The organism is Streptomyces sp. NPDC006512 (assembly GCF_040611935.1).
Taxonomy (GTDB): Bacteria; Actinomycetota; Actinomycetes; order Streptomycetales; family Streptomycetaceae; genus Streptomyces.
The window spans coordinates 76,608-92,801 of sequence record NZ_JBEXPG010000019.1 but is presented as its reverse complement, the minus strand read 5'-3'; the positions used below and the strand labels follow the sequence as shown (position 1 = coordinate 92,801).

The 16,194-nt window shown below is 70.8% G+C and carries 16 protein-coding genes, 1 tRNA gene and 2 pseudogenes; 7 read left to right on the top strand and 12 right to left on the bottom strand.

The annotated features are described in order from the left end of the window. Positions 1-576, top strand: a complete 576-nt coding sequence (locus ABZZ17_RS15710; protein WP_356876157.1) for an antibiotic biosynthesis monooxygenase — start codon at positions 1-3, stop codon at positions 574-576. Positions 577-601: 25 nt separating this feature from the next. Here the strand turns inward: ABZZ17_RS15710 and ABZZ17_RS15705 are convergent, their stop codons facing one another. Beyond that, entirely contained in the window at positions 602-2,251 is a 1,650-nt protein-coding gene (locus ABZZ17_RS15705) for a long-chain fatty acid--CoA ligase (RefSeq protein WP_356876155.1), read from the bottom strand. A gap of 212 nt (positions 2,252-2,463) precedes the next feature. Further along, the gene (locus tag ABZZ17_RS15700; RefSeq protein ID WP_356876153.1) at positions 2,464-2,997 is read right to left on the bottom strand and encodes a SigE family RNA polymerase sigma factor; all 534 of its coding nucleotides are present in this window, start codon (positions 2,995-2,997) and stop codon (positions 2,464-2,466) included. Positions 2,998-3,265: 268 nt separating this feature from the next. On the opposite strand from ABZZ17_RS15700, the gene ABZZ17_RS15695 reads away from it, so the two are divergent. Then, the gene (locus ABZZ17_RS15695; protein WP_356876151.1) at positions 3,266-4,186 is read left to right on the top strand and encodes a hypothetical protein; all 921 of its coding nucleotides are present in this window, start codon (positions 3,266-3,268) and stop codon (positions 4,184-4,186) included. A 43-nt stretch (positions 4,187-4,229) separates the two neighbouring features. Here the strand turns inward: ABZZ17_RS15695 and ABZZ17_RS15690 are convergent, their stop codons facing one another. The 4 genes from ABZZ17_RS15690 to ABZZ17_RS15675 are packed head-to-tail and all read right to left on the bottom strand — an operon-like array spanning position 4,230 to position 7,283. Beyond that, positions 4,230-5,396 carry a lipid-transfer protein gene (locus ABZZ17_RS15690; RefSeq protein ID WP_356876149.1) on the bottom strand — a complete coding sequence of 389 codons (1,167 nt, stop codon included), beginning with the start codon at positions 5,394-5,396 and terminating at the stop codon, positions 4,230-4,232. Then, positions 5,393-5,788 carry a MaoC family dehydratase gene (locus tag ABZZ17_RS15685; RefSeq protein WP_356876251.1) on the bottom strand — a complete coding sequence of 132 codons (396 nt, stop codon included), beginning with the start codon at positions 5,786-5,788 and terminating at the stop codon, positions 5,393-5,395. The genes ABZZ17_RS15690 and ABZZ17_RS15685 overlap by 4 nt, the downstream gene beginning before the upstream one ends. Before the next feature lie 17 nt (positions 5,789-5,805). Then, a complete protein-coding gene (locus tag ABZZ17_RS15680) occupies positions 5,806-6,903 on the bottom strand; it encodes an acyl-CoA dehydrogenase (protein ID WP_356876147.1) in 1,098 nt (365 codons plus the stop codon). After that, entirely contained in the window at positions 6,903-7,283 is a 381-nt protein-coding gene (locus ABZZ17_RS15675) for an OB-fold domain-containing protein (protein WP_356876249.1), read from the bottom strand. The genes ABZZ17_RS15680 and ABZZ17_RS15675 overlap by 1 nt, the downstream gene beginning before the upstream one ends. On the opposite strand from ABZZ17_RS15675, the pseudogene ABZZ17_RS15670 reads away from it, so the two are divergent. Continuing rightward, positions 7,236-7,457, top strand: a pseudogene (locus ABZZ17_RS15670) (hypothetical protein); the annotation flags it as partial. The gene ABZZ17_RS15675 and the pseudogene ABZZ17_RS15670 sit on opposite strands and share 48 nt — an antisense overlap. Positions 7,458-7,610: 153 nt before the next feature. Here the strand turns inward: ABZZ17_RS15670 and ABZZ17_RS15665 are convergent. From ABZZ17_RS15665 to ABZZ17_RS15650, 4 genes and pseudogenes are all read right to left on the bottom strand, one after another. After that, positions 7,611-7,892: pseudogene (locus tag ABZZ17_RS15665) on the bottom strand (MaoC family dehydratase N-terminal domain-containing protein); the annotation flags it as partial. Between the two features lie 110 nt (positions 7,893-8,002). After that, on the bottom strand, positions 8,003-9,154 hold the full coding sequence (locus tag ABZZ17_RS15660) for an acyl-CoA dehydrogenase family protein (RefSeq protein ID WP_356876145.1): 1,152 nt from the start codon (positions 9,152-9,154) through the stop codon (positions 8,003-8,005). A gap of 324 nt (positions 9,155-9,478) precedes the next feature. Continuing rightward, positions 9,479-9,787 (bottom strand): hypothetical protein, encoded by a 309-nt coding sequence (locus ABZZ17_RS15655; RefSeq protein WP_356876143.1) that lies wholly within the window; start codon positions 9,785-9,787, stop codon positions 9,479-9,481. Between the two features lie 832 nt (positions 9,788-10,619). After that, on the bottom strand, positions 10,620-11,021 hold the full coding sequence (locus ABZZ17_RS15650) for a DUF6344 domain-containing protein (RefSeq protein ID WP_356876141.1): 402 nt from the start codon (positions 11,019-11,021) through the stop codon (positions 10,620-10,622). A 199-nt stretch (positions 11,022-11,220) separates the two neighbouring features. Between ABZZ17_RS15650 and ABZZ17_RS15645 the strand changes: the two genes are divergently transcribed. After that, on the top strand, positions 11,221-11,781 hold the full coding sequence (locus tag ABZZ17_RS15645; RefSeq protein WP_356876139.1) for a hypothetical protein: 561 nt from the start codon (positions 11,221-11,223) through the stop codon (positions 11,779-11,781). A 97-nt stretch (positions 11,782-11,878) separates the two neighbouring features. Then, positions 11,879-12,499: a hypothetical protein gene (locus ABZZ17_RS15640; RefSeq protein WP_356876137.1), complete on the top strand. Its 621-nt coding sequence runs from the start codon at positions 11,879-11,881 to the stop codon at positions 12,497-12,499. Between the two features lie 67 nt (positions 12,500-12,566). Here the strand turns inward: ABZZ17_RS15640 and ABZZ17_RS15635 are convergent, their stop codons facing one another. After that, positions 12,567-13,067 carry a CAP domain-containing protein gene (locus tag ABZZ17_RS15635; RefSeq protein ID WP_356876135.1) on the bottom strand — a complete coding sequence of 167 codons (501 nt, stop codon included), beginning with the start codon at positions 13,065-13,067 and terminating at the stop codon, positions 12,567-12,569. Between the two features lie 900 nt (positions 13,068-13,967). Here ABZZ17_RS15635 and ABZZ17_RS15630 point away from each other — a divergent pair. Together ABZZ17_RS15630 and ABZZ17_RS15625 are read left to right on the top strand one after the other, a co-directional pair. Then, positions 13,968-14,534: an RNA polymerase sigma factor gene (locus tag ABZZ17_RS15630; protein WP_356876133.1), complete on the top strand. Its 567-nt coding sequence runs from the start codon at positions 13,968-13,970 to the stop codon at positions 14,532-14,534. Then, positions 14,531-15,538 carry a CU044_5270 family protein gene (locus ABZZ17_RS15625; RefSeq protein WP_356876131.1) on the top strand — a complete coding sequence of 336 codons (1,008 nt, stop codon included), beginning with the start codon at positions 14,531-14,533 and terminating at the stop codon, positions 15,536-15,538. The genes ABZZ17_RS15630 and ABZZ17_RS15625 overlap by 4 nt, the downstream gene beginning before the upstream one ends. A 517-nt stretch (positions 15,539-16,055) precedes the next feature. Here ABZZ17_RS15625 and ABZZ17_RS15620 read toward each other — a convergent pair. Further along, positions 16,056-16,142: transfer RNA gene (locus tag ABZZ17_RS15620), tRNA-Ser, on the bottom strand. Between the last annotated feature and the right edge of the window lie 52 nt (positions 16,143-16,194).

Genomic DNA, 16,194 nt, shown 5'->3' with positions numbered 1-16,194 from the left:
ATGGCCCTCACCAACACGTCCGAGCAGACCGTCCCCGCCGACAACGGCGAGGTGAACCTCCTGATAGCCCGGCAGGTGGACCCGGGCCACGAGGAGACGTTCGAGGCCTGGGCGCACGGGATCCTGGAGACGGCGGCGGGCTTCCCGGACCACCTCGGGTACGGGCTGTTCCGGCCCGCGGCGGACGGCGGCCCCTGGTTCCTCGTGCACCGCTTCCGCAACCAGGAGGCGTTCCAGCGCTGGCAGGACTCGCCCGAGCGGGCGCAGTGGTTCTCGAACTGCCTCGGCCACCACCACACCGAGATAGCCCGGCGCGAACTGCACGGCATGGAGACCTGGTTCGCCAAGCCGGGTACGACCCGGCCCGCGCCGCCGCGGTGGAAGATGGCGATCAGCTCGGGGCTGGCCATCTTCCCGATCTCGCTCGCCGGCAACGCGGTGCTCGGGCCGTACCTGGTGGACCTCCACTTCGTGCTGCGGACGGCCGCGTTCGCCGTCGTCTTCAGCACCCTGATGACCTACGCGGCCATGCCCGCCGTCAGCAGGCTGCTGCGGCCGTGGCTCACGCGCGGCTGACCCGCCCCGCCCTCCGGTACGGCGGTCAGGCGAGGGTGGTGACGTCCAGGGCGCCGTCCGCGTACTGCTTGCGGATCACCTTCTTGTCGAACTTGCCGACGCTGGTCTTGGGCACCGCCTCGACGAGGGCCCAGCGCTCCGGCAGCTGCCACCGGGCGATCGAACCGGCGAGGAAGGCGCGCAGTCCCGCGTAGTCCACGGTGGCGCCCTCCTTGAGGACGACGGTGGCCAGCGGGCGCTCGCCCCACTTGTCGTCCGGGACGGCGACGACCGCCGCCTCGGCGACCTCCGGGTGGGCCATGATCGCGTTCTCCAGCTCGACGCTGGAGATCCATTCGCCGCCCGACTTGATGACGTCCTTGGCCCGGTCGGTCAGGGTGAGGAAGCCGTCGGGGCTGATCACGCCGACGTCGCCGGTCTTCAGCCAACCGTCGGCGCTGAACTTGTCATCGGGGCGGACCGGTTCGCCGGAAACGCCCCCGTAGTAGGCGCCCGCGATCCAGGTGCCGCGCACCTCCAGCTCGCCCGCGGACTCGCCGTCCCAGGGCAGGTGGTCGCCGCCGGGGCCGACGAGACGGGCCTCGACTCCCGCCGGGAAACGGCCCTGGGTGACCCGGTAGGGCCACTCCTCCTCGGCGCTCAGCCCGGCGGGCGGGTGCGCCATGGTGCCGAGCGGGGAGGTTTCCGTCATGCCCCAGGCGTGGCACAGCCGGACGCCGAGCTTGTCGTAGGCCTCCATCAGGGAGGGCGGACAGGCCGCGCCGCCGATGGTGACCTGCTTCATCGAGGTCAGGTCGCGCGGGTTGGCGGTGACCTCGGCGAGCAGCCCCTGCCAGATGGTGGGGACGGCCGCCGCGTGGGTGGGCTTCTCGCGCTCGATCATGTCGGCGAGGGGGGCGGGCTGGAGGAACCGGTCCGGCATCAGCATGTTGATGCCGGTCATGAAGGTGGCGTGCGGGAGGCCCCACGCGTTCACGTGGAACTGCGGGACGACGACGAGGGTGGTGTCCCTGTCGTTCAGACCCATCGACTCGGCCATGTTGACCTGCATGGAGTGCAGGTAGATGGAGCGGTGGGAGTAGACGACGCCCTTGGGATCCCCGGTGGTGCCGGAGGTGTAGCACATGGCCGCGGCCTGGCGCTCGTCCAGCTCGGGCCAGTCGTAGCGGGTGGAGCGGCCCTCTATGAGCTCCTCGTACTCGTGCACGCGCACGCCGAGGCCGTCGAGCGCGGAGCGGTCGCCGATGCCCGCGACGACGACGTGCTCCACGGTCGGCAGGTGCGGCAGCAGCGGCGCGAGGAGCGGCAGCAGGGTTCCGTTGACCAGGACGACCCGGTCCGCGGCGTGGTTGACGATGTAGACCAGCTGCTCGGGAGGCAGCCGAAGGTTCAGCGTGTGCAGGACCGCGCCCATGGACGGGATCGCGAAGTAGGCCTCCACGTGCTCCGCGTTGTTCCACATCAGTGTCGCCAGAACAGTTCCGGGCTCGACGCCCAGTTCGTCGCGCAGGGCGTTGGCGAGCTGTGCGGCGCGGTCTCCGATCTCGGCGAACGTCCGGCGGTGGGGCTCTGCCTCACCCGTCCACGTGGTCACGGTGGACTTGCCGTGGACCCTCCGGCCATGCTCCAGAATCCGGCTGATGTTGAGCGGTACCTCTTGCATGGTGCTGAGCACGGGCGTCCTCCCGGTGGGCGCTGTCGCTCCGTCGCGACAATGGGAAGATTCTGCGCACGTACCACGCGGTATGTCACTACCCGGGAGTACAAACGGCTCTGCCGATCACTGTGCGCAGTCGCGTGTGGCGGTGTGGGGCCGACCTCCTGTTTCACGTGAAACAAGGGCTGTTTCACGTGAAACAGCGGTTGTTTCACGTGAAACAGCGCCGTTCAGCGCACCGGGGTGAGTTCCGGGTCCTCGCGGAGCTTGACCAGGGCCCGGGAGACGGCGCTCTTGACCGTGCCGACCGACACTCCGAGCACCTCGGCGGTCTGCACCTCGCTCAGGTCCTCGTAGTAGCGCAGGACCACCATGGCCCGCTGCCGGTCGGGCAGCCGGGTCACCGCGCGCCACATCGCGTCGCGCAGGGCCTGCGCCTCCGCGGGGTCGGCGGCCGGCGGCTCCTCGCTCTCCGGGAGCTCGTCGCAGACGAACTCGTCCACCTTGCGCTTGCGCCACTGGGAAGTACGGGTGTTGACCAGGGCCCGCCGGACGTAGCCGTCCAGGGCGCGGTGGTCCTCGATGCGGTCCCAGGCCACGTACGTCTTCGCGAGCGCCGTCTGGAGCAGGTCCTCGGCGTCGCACGGGTTGGCGGTGAGCGAGCGCGCGGTGCGCATCAGGACCGTGCCGCGGGTCCGTACGTACGCCGAGAACGACGGGTACGGCGTCGGGTTCGAGGCGAGCGTGCACACAGGCGTGGTCATGGCTCCACGCTAGAAGCGGACGGCGCCCCCCGGATCGCCCGCAGGTGCCGAAGGCGGGTCCATCTCAGGTTGTAGGGCCGGGCCGTGTCCCACCTCCTGAAGGTGGAGGGCGGCGGTCGCCACCGTCCCCCGCCGAGTGCGCCCGCGCGCTCCGGCGAACGGCCCAATCGCCGCTGGGAACGCACCCACCAAGATCCATAACCTGGCGCCGGCGCGTGCTCTCGCGCCTGCCGGACGAAGAAGGCGAGCGACCCCAGTGGAACTTCCGATGTTGCGCCGCACGACCTGGCTCTCCGCGGCGGCCACGCTGCTGGCCGTACTCTGCGCGGCCCCGGCCGGGGCCGCGGACGGCCCCTGGCAGAAGGTCGGCGACGACACCCTCAGCGGAGTCAGCGGCCTCGCGTACGAGGGCCGTACCGAGGACGGCTCCGGGGTCCACGCGCTGGTCGTGCACGACAACAAGCGCTCCGGACGGCCGCGGCTGTCCCGGATCACCCACCGGGAGGAGTCCGAAGACGTCTCCCCGCTCGCCTGGGTCGGAGCGGAGCCCGTCGACCTGGAGGCCATCGAGGCGGTCCCCGGGATGCCGGGCGAGTACGTGGCACTGGCGAGCACCGGCATCGTCTACCGCCTGCGGGTCAGCGGGGACACGGCGACGGTCGTCTACTACGCCCCGCTGCCCGGGATCGGCGAGGGCGACGACTTCGAGAGCTTCGCGCTGGTCTCGCAGAACGGGAGGCTCGCCGCGCTGTGGGCGGACCGCGGAGCGGGCGCGGCCCGCCCGGCCACCGTCTACGCGGCGCCCCTGACGTTCGCCCCGTGGGGGCAACCGCAGTTCGGCTCGGTGACGCGCCGCCCGTACCGGGCGCCGTACCCCACCGAGGACGGAACGCGGCACGTCTCCGACCTCTCGGTGACCGGCTCCGGCCGGATCATCGTGAGCTCGGCGGCCGACGCCGGCGACGACGGCCCGTTCGACTCCGCGGTGAGCGACGCGGGCCGGGTGACCGTGTCGGCGGCGGGCACCGTACGGGTCACCCTCACGGCGTCCGCGCGGCTGCTCGCGACCTTCCCCCAGTACAAGGTCGAGGCCGTGGAATGCCTGCCCGGGGCCGACGGGACGCTGCTCGGCACCGACGACGAGAACCTGGGCGGGTACGTGCGGACCCAGTCGTTCTGCGGAGCCTGAACCCCGGTGCGTCCCGTGGGTCGGGGCGCACCGGGGCTGTGGGTCAGCGGTCGGCGCCGAGGATCAGCCCGGAGGTCGGGACCCCGGTTCCGGCGGTGACCAGGGCGTGCTCCGCTCCCGCCGCCTGGTTGACGGAGGTGCCGCGCACCTGGCGGACGGCTTCGGCGATGCCGTTCATGCCGTGCAGGTAGGCCTCCCCGAGCTGGCCGCCGTGGGTGTTGAGCGGCAGCGCGTCGGCGGCCACGAAGTCGGCGGCCTCACCGGGACCGCAGAAGCCGAACTCCTCCAGCTGCATGAGGACGAAGGGGGTGAAGTGGTCGTAGAGGATGCCCACGTCGATGTCCGAGGGACGCAGCCCGCTGGTCCGCCACAGCTGGCGGGCGACCACGTCCATCTCCGGCAGGCCGGTGAGGTCGTCGCGGTAGAAGGAGGTCATCCCCTCCTGGCGGCGGCCGGCGCCCTGCGCGGCGGCGGTGATCACGGCCGGCGCCTGCCGCAGGTCCCGGGCCCGCTCGGTGGTGGTGACGACGAGCGCCTGGCCGCCGTCGGTCTCCTGGCAGCAGTCCAGCAGCCGCAGCGGTTCAACGATCCACCGCGAGGCGGCGTGGTCGGCCAGGGTGATGGGCTTGCCGTGGAAGTAGGCGGCGGGGTTGTTCGCCGCGTGCCGCCGGTCGGTGACGGCGACGTGGCCGAAGGCCTCGGGGGTGAGGTGGTAGGCGTGCAGGTAGCGCTGGGCGGCCATGGCCACCCAGGACGCCGGAGTGAGCAGCCCCCAGGGCAGGGACCAGCCGAGGGCCGCGCCCTCGGCCGAGGGTTCGCGCTGCTGGACGCCGGAGCCGAAGCGGCGGCCCGAGCGCTCGTTGAAGGCGCGGTAGCACACCACCACCTCCGCGACGCCGGTGGCGACGGCCAGTGCGGCCTGCTGGACGGTGGCGCAGGCCGCGCCGCCGCCGTAGTGGATCCGGGAGAAGAAGGAGAGCTCCCCGATGCCGGCCGCCTGGGCGACGGTGATCTCGGGGCTGGTGTCCATCGTGAAGGTGACCATGCCGTCCACGTCGGCGGGGGTCAGTCCGGCGTCGTCGAGGGCGGCGTGCACCGCCTCGACGGCGAGCTTGAGCTCGCTGCGGCCGGAGTCCTTGGAGAACTCCGTCGCCCCGATCCCGGCGATGGCGGCCCGGCCGCCGAGGTCGTCGCGGGTACGCACGCTCATGCGGCGCTCCCCGGACGCAGAGTCACGGTGACCGTGCCGGTGACGTGCCGGCCGAGGCCGTTGGCGCCGACGATCCCGATCTCGGCGGTGTCGCCGTCGAGGGCGGTCACGGTGCCGGTGAGGGTCATGGTGTCCCCCGGGTAGTTGGGGGCGCCCAGGCGGATGGCCACCTTGCGCAGGACGGTGTGCGGGCCCAGCCGGTCGGTCACGTACCGGCCGACCAGGCCGTTGGTGGTCAGGATGTTCATGAAGATGTCGGGGGAGCCCTTCTGCCTCGCCAGCTCGGCGTCGTGGTGCACGTCCTGGTAGTCGCGGGAGGCGATCGCGCCCGCGACGATCAGGGTGCGGGTCACGGGTATCTCCAGCGGGGCCAGCGTGTCGCCGGCCTTCAGCGGCATGTCGCCGGCGTTCACGCGTCGTCCCCTTCGGTGGTCGGGGCGGGGACCGTGACGGCCACGGTCCCCGCGTCCGGTCCCGTGCCTTCTTCGGACAGGAGCGTGCCCAGCTCGGCCAGCAGCTCGCTGCCGCAGCCCAGGTAGGCGTCCAGCTGGCGGCCCCACAGGAAGTGCCGGTGCACCGGGTGGTCCAGGTCGGCGCCCATGCCGCCGTGGAGGTGCTGGCCCGCGTGGACGACCCGCTTGCCCGCCTCCGAGGCCCACCAGCCCGCCGTGAGGGCGTGGGCGCGGGCCGGGAGCCCCTCGTCGATGCGCCAGGCCGCCTCGTACGCGGTGACCCGGATCGCCTCGGTGTCCATGTACGCGTCGGCGGCGCGCAGCATGACGGCCTGGTTGGTGGACAGCGGCCGGCCGAACTGCTCACGGGTGGAGGTGTACTCCACGGCCCGGGCCAGCGAGCCGGCGCAGACGCCCGCCTGGAGACCGGCGAAGGCGGTACGGGCGACCGCGAGGGTGTCCTCGTACGCCTCCGGGCCTTCACCGAGGCGCTCCCCCTCGGCACCCGTCAGGTCGAGGCGTCCAGCCGCCCAGGGGGCGGTGGTCTCCACCGCGGAGATCCGCACGCCCGGGGCGTCGGTCCGTACGAGCCACAGGTTCCGGCCGGCGTCGGGGACCAGGACGTGCGTGGCGTCCCGCAGCCAGGGAACGAAGGGCGCGGTGCCGCTGAGCCTCCCCTGCGGCGAGGCGGTGACGCGGCCGCGCGCGGGGAAGACCCCGCAGGCCACGGCCTCGCCCGTCCCCAGCGCGGGCAGCAGCCGGGCGCGCTGCGCGTCGCTGCCGTGCCGGGTGACGGGCAGGATCCCGTACGCGCAGGTCGCCGCGTACGGGACCTGGGCGGTGGTGCGGCCCTGCTCCTCCAGCAACTGGACGAGGCCGAGCAGGCCGACGTCCTCGACGGCGGCGGTGAGCCCGGCGGTGGTGAGGGCCTTCCACAGCTCGGCGTCGCTGCCGGTCCCCGCGGCGGCGAGGCGTTCGTGGGTGGCGAGGTCCCCGAAGACGCGGGCGGCGAGACCGGCCGCGGCGGCCTGTTCCTCGGTGGGGTGGAAGTCCATCAGCCCTCGCTCCCCCGGAAGACGGGCAGTTCCAGTTCCTCGTCCGCCCTCAGGAACTCCAGTTGGACGGGCATGCCGATGCGCACCTTGTCGTAGGGGACTCCGGTGATGTTGCTGACCATCCGCACTCCCTCGGCGAGTTCGACGAGTGCGACCGCGTAGGGAGGGTCGAAGGCCGGGAAGGGCGGGTGGTGCATGACGACGTACGAGAACACCGTGCCCGCGCCCGAGGCCTCGATGGTGTCCCAGTCCGGGCTCGCGCACGCGTTGCAGCCGGGGAGCCAGGGGAAACGGAGGGTGGCGCAGGCGGTGCAGCGCTGGATGAGGAGCCGGTGTTCCGCGATCCCGTCCCAGAAGCCCCGGTTGTCGCGGTTGATCACCGGGCGGGGCCGGCGGGCGGCGGGCCGTTCGGGGGCGGGGGGCGGGATCGCGGCGGCCGGGTTCGCGGCGGCCGGGTTCGCGGTGGCGGGGTTCGCGGTGGCGGGGTTCGCGGTGCTCGGTCGTGCGGTGACCGGCTTCGTGGCGCCTGGCTTCGTGGCGCTCGGCTTCGTGGTGCTCGGCTTCGTGGCGCCCGGCTTCGTGGCGCTGCGCCCTGCGGTGCTCGCCGGGGCGTACTTGAGGATGCGGAAGCGGTGCGTACCGGCGAGCTCGCCGTTCGCGTGGACGTCCATCCGGGTCGTCACGAAGTGCCCGCTGCCCAGCTTGGTCGTCTTGCGCGCCGAGACCGACTCGATCACCGCGTCGAAGGTCACCGCGTCCCCCGGGCGCAGGGGCCTCAGGTACTCCTGCTCGCAGTCGGTGGCGACCACGGAGGTGCAGCCCGCGCCGTCGAGGAGCTCGAACAGTTCCTCGTAGGCGGCGGAGCGGTCGGTGTGGCCGGACAGTCCGCCCATGGTCCACGCCTGGAGCATGGTGGGCGGGGCGATCGCGCCGGGCCCGGAGTAGGCCGGGTTCGTGTCCCCCACGGCCTCGCACCAGTGTCGGATCATCGGCTCGTTGACCGCGTCCTTGGCCCGGCCCCCGGTGGCGGCGGGCCGCCCCTCGAAGGTCCTCAGCCGCTGGTGGAACGGGTCCGCTTCCTCGGCGGCCTGTGCCCCGGTCATCGCTTCCTCCCCTTCATGCCGAGCCGCATCATGGCGACGATCTCCCGCTGGACCTCGCTGACCCCGCCGCCGAAGGTGTTGATCTGGGCGGCCCGGTTCATCCGCTCCAGCTCACCCGCCGCGTAGGCCCCGGGCCCCCGGATCAGGGCCTCCTCGCCGACCACCTCCTGGCACATCCGGTACACCTCGACGGTGGACTCGGTGCCGAGGAACTTCACCCCGCTCGCGTCGCCGGGAGCGAGGGTGCCCGCGCCCACGTCCTGGACGAGGCGCCAGTTGAGGAGGCGTACGGCGGCCAGCCGCGCGTGTGCCTCGGCGAGCCGCGACCGCACCCAGGGCAGATCGGCCGGACGCTCACCGCTCACCGGATCGGGGGTACGGGCGTGACGGAGCGCGGCCTCGTAGAAGTCCTCGGCCTGCATGCCGATGGCGGCGAGGGCGACGCGCTCGTGGTTCAGCTGGTTGGTGATCAGGCCCCAGCCGCCGTGCTCGGGGCCCACGAGGTGGCCGGCCGGCACGCGGACGGAGTCGTAGTAGGTGGCCGTGGTGGTGAGTCCGCCGACGGTGTCGATCGGGGTCCAGCCGAAGCCGGGGCTGTCGGTCGGCACCAGGACGATCGAGATGCCCTTGTGTTTCGGGGCCTCCGGGTCGGTGCGGCAGGCGAGCCAGATCCAGTCCGCGTTCTGGGCGTTGGAGGTGAAGACCTTCTGGCCGTCGATCACCCACGCGTCGTCCTCGCGGACGGCGCGGGTGCGCAGCGAGGCCAGGTCGGTGCCTGCCTCGGGCTCCGAGTAGCCGATGGCGAAGACGAGTTCGCCCCGCAGGATCCGGGGCAGGAAGTAGTCCTTCTGCTCCTGGGTCCCGTACTTCATGAGGGTGGGGCCGACGGTGTTGAGGGTGACCATCGAGACGGGGGCGCCCGCCCGGTAGGCCTCGTCGAAGAAGACGAACTGCTCGTCGGCGCCGCGGCCCTGGCCGCCGTACTCCTCGGGCCAGCCGAGGCCGAGCAGCCCGTCCGCGCCGATGCGGCGCAGGACCGCGCGCTGGGCGGCCGGCTCTTCGGGCACCCCGTCCGGCAGCAGGTTCCTGAAGTAGGCGCGCAGTTCGGCACGCAGCCGCAACTGGCCTTCGGTCGGGGCGAGGTGCACGGCGCGGGCCTCCCGGCATCACATCGACGAGTGAACCTGACTGTCCGTCAGATTCGGTGTGGATGTCAAGGTCGTCGGGAGCTCACCGGGAAGAACGGGGCGTGCCCACCGGACGGCGGGGGCCCGGACGCGCGGGAGCGCCCGCACTACCGGACCCCAGCCGGTCCGGTCGTACGGGCGCTCTCAACGGTCGGTGGCGCTGCGCTGATGCGGCGCGGGCGCGGCCCGCGGAACTGCGGCGACCACGATCACGGCCACGGGGCACCGGGTCACGGAATCACGCGGTCAGGGGGTCACGCGGTCACGCGGTCACCGCGCACCGGGTCACCAGGGGAAGAAGTTCACCGCGATGTTGGAGTTGGCCTGATGGATCGCCGTGAAGGCCGAACCGTTGACCTGCGCGGTGTTGTTCTGGTTCGACGCACCGGAGCCGGTGGCCACCTGCTGCGAGGTGGAGGAGTTGCCGTTGTTGTTGCCGCCCACACCGCTGCCGATGATGCTGGCGACGCTCGCATTCGACCCGTCGTTCGCGAAGGAGCCGTTGTCGGCCGAGGCGACCCCGCCGAAAAGGGCGACGGCGAGGGGGAGAGCGGCGACAGCGGCGATGACGCGGGCGGTACGGATGCTTGCCATGTCTGAATCCTCCAGAAAACCGAAGTCGGGTGTACTACGAGGCAGTTGGCCGGCCGCCTCGGTCGTTCCGTGTGGTGACGACGTCGCGAGACCAGAGTTGCCCACCGAATCCCCGGCGAACCACCCCGCAGCCCCCGATTCCCCCGCAAGCATGACCAACATCGGATAAACCCTCTTCGCTCCGCCGCCGCCCCTGCTCAGCGCCCCGGAACCCGACGAAACCCTTGCCGCACAAGGGAGGAAGCGTTACGCCAAACCTCCGCATCCCGGACATGCCAAAAAGGGCCGCGCCATCCGGGAACCCCACCGTCTCCCGGGCCTGCGGCCCTGCGATACCAAGCTTCACGCCCCCTGCACGCCCCCGGCGCCCGCCGGGGCGATCCCGCCGTACCCACTCCCGGGGCACGTCGCGACGCGATCCACGGCCGTGACCGACCGGGCTCCAGCGCCTCGCCTTCCTGCGACTTCTACTTCCTGCGTCTTCCTACGACTTCCTGCGTCTTTCTACGTCTTCGACCCCGGACACACCTGTGCCGGCTCTGGTTCCCCGCGTCTTCCGGTCCCCTGCGCCCGACCCTGCGGGGCCTGGCCCCGCTGCGTCCGGTCGTGCTGCTCCGGTACACCGGTACTGCCGATCCTGCTGGTACTGCCGGTACTGCCGGCTCTGCTGCTTCTGGTCCTGCGGATCCTGCGGATCCTGCTGCTTCCGCTTCTCGTCCTGTGCCGCTTGCGGTCCTGCTGCCGCGCACTCGCGGTCGCGCTCTCGCCCGTACTCCGCTTCCGGGACGGTTCCCGGGCCCGCACCATCGCGGGCTGTCCTGCGCGAGCTCTCCTACGCCGCCAGCTCCAGCCGCTCCCGGCCCGCGCCGCTCCGGTGCGCCACAGCGGCCGGTGAGGTCGTCACGGTCGCGGCTCGTTCGGATCCGGCCGGGGTACCCGTGGTCCCCGCGAGGGAGGCGGCGGTGGTCGAGCGGCGGACGGAGGGGGTCTTTCCGTGGGCCTCGGCCCGGATCCGCTGCTTGATCGTGGGCGGGAGCGATCCGCCCCGCATCATCGCCCGCCACGTCCGGCGCGCCACGACGGCCGGCCGGCGCACGGCGGGGGCGGCGGGGACGGCAACCGCGGAAGCCGCCGCCGGGGCCGCCTTCGCGGCGAGGCCGAGGAGGCCGAGGAGCGCCACGAGAGCGGCGAGGACGGTGGTCCAGATCGACGTGACGGTGCTGCGGTTGTTCATGACGAGCGCCTCATTTCGCGATGTTCCGACGGGTGGATCTGAATACATTCGTCATGATGTGGCCGCAACCGGACCGCCCCCACGACGCGCGCCGATCTTCCGACAAACACCACTCGAAAGGCCCAAAAGGCATAAATCCGGGTCTGACAAGATCATGGAACGACCAGCACCGGGGCGCTCGACAGAACGGGTGTGGAGCATGCCCGTCCAGCCGGAAAACGCCTTCGGAGTAGGGGAGATGTACGCGCTCCGCGACTCGGTGTCGCGGGTGGGACACACCTACGACCCCGAGCCGACCCGCCCTTCCACCACGCCGAGGAACCCGACCGTGCCCCTGTCCCACATCCGCCTCGCCTCCGGCCGGACCGCCGAGGTCTCCGAGATCCGCCTCCGCACGACCTACGGCGACATGCTCGAGGGCTACCCGTTCGCCCGCCTGAACGACCTGAACCTGAGCGGGCTGCTCCACCGGGCCGCGCAGGCGTTCCCCGGCATCCCGGCCCACCTCGTTCCGCCCCGCCGGGACCTGCCGGACCTGCCCGGTGGCGCCTTCGGCCCGCTGGAGACCCTGCCCGCGGTGACCTGCGTCGCCCTGCTCACCTCAGTGCCCGTCGATCCCGGACTCGACCCGGCGCTCCACTACTCCGCGCTCACCGTCGCCTGGCTCCAGGACGAACCCCGGATCCCCAACGGCGACGCGGCCGACCCCTCCCTCCTGACCCTCGACTGGGACGCCCTCGCCCTGGACCGCGAGCTCTAGGCCCAGGCCGTGTCGTCGGGGCCCCGCACGCCGGGGCCCGTCCCGCAAGCCGGAAAACTCCTCGCAGCGGTTACACCGACGGGGAACAATCCCGGGCATGGGCGTAGACCTGAACGGCTTCATCGAGTGCCGCTGGGACCGCTGGCTGGACGAGGACGACCACAGTTGGAGCGGAGCCATCGACCTCGCGCACCTCTACAACGGACGCTCCTACGTGGCCTTCGGATCCCTGTTCGGCATGCGCGACACCGCCTCCTTCCGTCCCCTCGCCGACCAGCGCGGCCTGCCGCCCGACGTGTCCCCGGAGACCCTCGCCGACATGGAGCCCTGGGGCCCGGACGTGAAGGGGGCCTCCTGGATCACCTGGGCGGAGCTGGAGGCCGCGGACTGGGACGAGGTCTCCGACCAGGTGGACGACTGCGTCCACGAGTACCGCCTGACCCCGCACGGGACCTGGCGGCTGCACGGACGGAACTCCGGCCTCAGCCGCTTCGCCGAGCTCGCCGGCATCACCGACCCCCGCGCCCTCTATCGCGCGGGCCGCACCTACCCCGAGGGCACGGAGTGGCCCGACGGCGACCGCCTCTTCCGCATCGGCCGCCTCACCCGCAGACAGGCCGTCCCCGATCACGACTGGGGAGCCGTCTGGTCGGTCATGCGCACCCTGGCCGCCCTGCACGGCGACGAGGGCGTCCGCATGGTCGTCTGGTTCGCCTGACGCGAGCGGCCCCCGACCGGTTCGATCCGGTCGGGGGCCGCCCATCACCGTGGTGCAGGTGTACCTGTCAGTTGGTGAACACCTGGACGATCCTGTCGCCCGACGCCGCCACGCCGGTCTTGGTGAAGTTGCAGTTCTTGATGTTGCCCGCGTGACCCGTGCTGTTGAGCCAGCCGTCCACGTGCACCTTCTCGTCGCCGGAACCCCAGGCGATGTTCTCGGCGGAGGCCGAGAAGGTCGCCCCGGCCTTCTTCAGCCGGTCCTCAACCTTCGAGCCGTCCGAACCCGTGTGGCTGGTGGTCGTGTCGTTGGCGTACTCCTGGGCCGCCGCCGTGAGGGCGGGGTCGACCGTGAGCGGCTGGCAACCAGCCGCCGTGCGCGCCTCGTTGACGAGCTGGAGGACCTTGTTGGGGTCGGCCACCTGCGGGAGCACCGCCCGTGTACCCGATTGCGCGGGTGTGGTCGTGGTGGCCGCCGCGGCGGTGCCGACGGTTCCCGCCAGCATCAGCAGCGAGGATGCGCACGCGATCGTGCACCTACGTCCTATTCGACTGGTTCCGAGAGCCATGGGGTTACCTTCCTTCTTTCGACAAGAAGCAGTGGACGCGGCACCGTCGCCGCTGGACCCCCATCGCCACGATTCTGCGCCGCAGTCTCCCCGTCCGCATCTTCCGACAGCTAAACCCCAGGTCAGAACGGGTATGGCCGCTCCCACACCGATAGCAGCGCACCAAAACGAGAGCCAAACACGGAGGGCGGGCACCCGATTCGGCTGCCCACCCTCCGACCCGGCGGTGAGTGCGGGATGTGAACCCCCAGCTACCTGACCCCTAGTGCCTGAATGTTCTTGGCCAGCGCAGCGGTTTCGGGCGAGACGTCGCCCGCGAGGGAAGCGGAGGTGAAGGCCGAAGGGGCGAACGCGTGGCTCTACGCGGCGGTCATACCGACGAGGGCCAGGCCGGCCAGGACGGCGGCGGCTATGCGGTAAGGAAGCTTCAAGGGAACGTCTACTCCTTGATCACGGACATGCCCAAGTTGCTCGCACGGATCGCGACCATCAGCGCTTGCGAAGAAGCACGAGGAAGACGAGTACGGAGCTCGCGGCTGCGGCCGCCCACGGAGTGGGGCCGTCCTGCCACGTGACGACGGCTGCTGCAATGGTCAGGGCCGCGTTAAAGCCCGCAATTCCCAGGACTACCCCGGCTGTTCGCCCGTCTTCCACCTGCGTCCCCTGCTGTGATTGTTCACCTATGCGGTCGGAAATGACCATATGAGCGAGATAAGACCCCCTCAAGTGATCATCAGGTCATAGCCATGGTTTCCGGACAGCCTGAGGTGGCGTTGCGGCATCCGGGGCACTCGCCCAGATCACCACGTATCGGCATGGAACAGACCTCGGACCCAACCCATCCTTAGGGTGTGACTGACATCACATGCAGCGACTTTCCGCGAGCGGACACTACTGGGTGTGGACCAGCAACTGTTCGCGGAGCTCTATGACGCACACGCCCACGCGGTGTACGCGCATGCCGTCCGTATGACTTCCGACTGTGCGGGAGCGGACGACATCGTCTCCCTCACGTTCCTCGAAGCATGGCGATTGCGGGGAAAGCTGGACGGAGTCACAAGTCACCGCGCCTGGCTACTCGGGATCGCCACCAATGTCATACGCAACACCCGTCGGGCCGCGCGGCGGCACAGGGAGGCGCTGACTCGCTTACCCCTGCCGGATGCCGTCCCGGACCCGGCCGACCGTGTGGTGTCCCGGATCACGGACACGGCGGAGGCGGCGGCCGCGCTGGCCGCGTTGGATCAGCTCCGACGTGCTGACCGTGAAGTCCTCGTCCTGTCGGTGTGGTCCGGACTCAGCCATGGCGAAGTGGCAAAGGCCTGCGGTGTCGGTGAATCGACCGTTCGTTCCCGGCTGTCACGGGCGCGCAGCCGCCTTCGCAAACTCACCACCGCCAATCTGGCCGCGGACCAAGCCGCGGGGCGTGCGCCCACGTCTCGCACCGCACGGGAGGGGCACCTGTGAACGCCGCTGATGACGCACGGAACGAACGATCCGAGCACGACGAACTCCTGCGGCGCCTGGACGGGATCTCCGATGGAGACTTGCCCTTCCGCGCCCAACGCCCGATCAAGGCACATCTGATGCGCGAAATCGCACAAGCGGAGCCGACCGCACGCAGGCGGTCCAGGCGCCCCCTCGTCGTTTCTCTGGGGGTGGTGGCAGCGGCGTGCGCGGTGGCCGTCACCTTCACGCTGAGCAACAACACTCCGGCGGAACCCGCCAGAGCCGCCCGCCCTGAGCCTGCGGCCGTTCAGCTCCTGGACCGCGTCGCCCTGGCGGCCGGATCCGCGCCGGCTCCGGTGGTACGCGACGGGCAGTTCCTGTACACGAAGACCGTGGGACAGTCCGTCACCCTTTCCGAGATCCCGGGCGGAGGGGGGGAGATGGAGCGAATCCCCTCGGATGACTCTGCCGAATATTGGCATTCGGTCGACGGCTCGGCAGGGTGGGCGGAGCGCACAGCAACGGGGTCCGAGACGTATCCCCCCGAGGTTTCGCCGAATTTCAACGCCCCGACCTATCGATTCCTCGAATCGCTGCCGACCGATCCCGACCGGCTGTTGAAGCTGATCTACGAGGACACGGAGAAGCAGCACGGCGCCGGCTCCGGTTCGACCACCGGGCCAGATCAGCAGGCGTTCGTAGCCATCGGTGACATGCTGGGGCGGGTTCAGGCCCCGCCCGGTTTGAGTGCGGCGCTCTACCGCGCGGCGGCGCGCATTCCGGGTGTCGTCCTGGCGCCCGAGGCGACGGACGCCGCAGGTCGTACGGGCGTTGCGGTCGCACGGGTCCACAAGGACGAGCGCACTGAGTGGATCTTCGACAAGCAGAGCATGCGCCTGCTGGGTTCCCGCACGGTCGTGCTCAAAGACAGCGCTTGGGGCAAGGCTGGCGAGACGGTGTCCACGCGGGCCATCGTCGCCCAGGGAGTCACGGACCGCCCCGGACAACTACCGCGCCAATGACGGACGTTCGGGCCGCAGGTCCTTTGATCTTGTCCGACACGGCAATAATTCGAACAGAGATACGATCCGCGCCACGCACTTCTCTCCGATTGGGACGTAGCCTCCTGCACGCGCAGCCACCGGTTGTGACTGCGCGTGCAGTGTGTAGGCAGAGTCGCCCACAGGGCGGACAAACAGGGGGAGGGCCGGCGGGAGCGCGGGCGAAGGGCTAGCTAGAAGCCGAGCTTTCCGAAAGAGCCAAGGATTACGAGCCCCGTGGCAAGCGCGGCAAGCCACAGGTAGACAGCCATCTTTCGGACCCGGCGACGGTCCACCGCCCTTTGATCCGCGTCATATTGGTGCATGCCCCGCGTCACAGCCCGCGCCATCTGATCTTCGTCCACCGTGCCCCCTTGCTCCGTCCGCGTGCCCCTCCCGTGCCCGATCCATCGGGAACCACGGGGAAGCTCGGTCACTAGCAGTCACGCGAAAATGAACGACCCCCGACCATTGGACCTGGTCAGGGGTCGTTCACCTGCGGTGGGTGTGGGATTTGAACCCACGGTGACATCGCTGCCACGACGGTTTTCAAGACCGTTCCCTTAGGCCGCTCGGGCAACCCACCTGGCCGGTACAGAGTACCGGGATGTGGGGGTGGGTGGGGTGGGTGTTCCGAG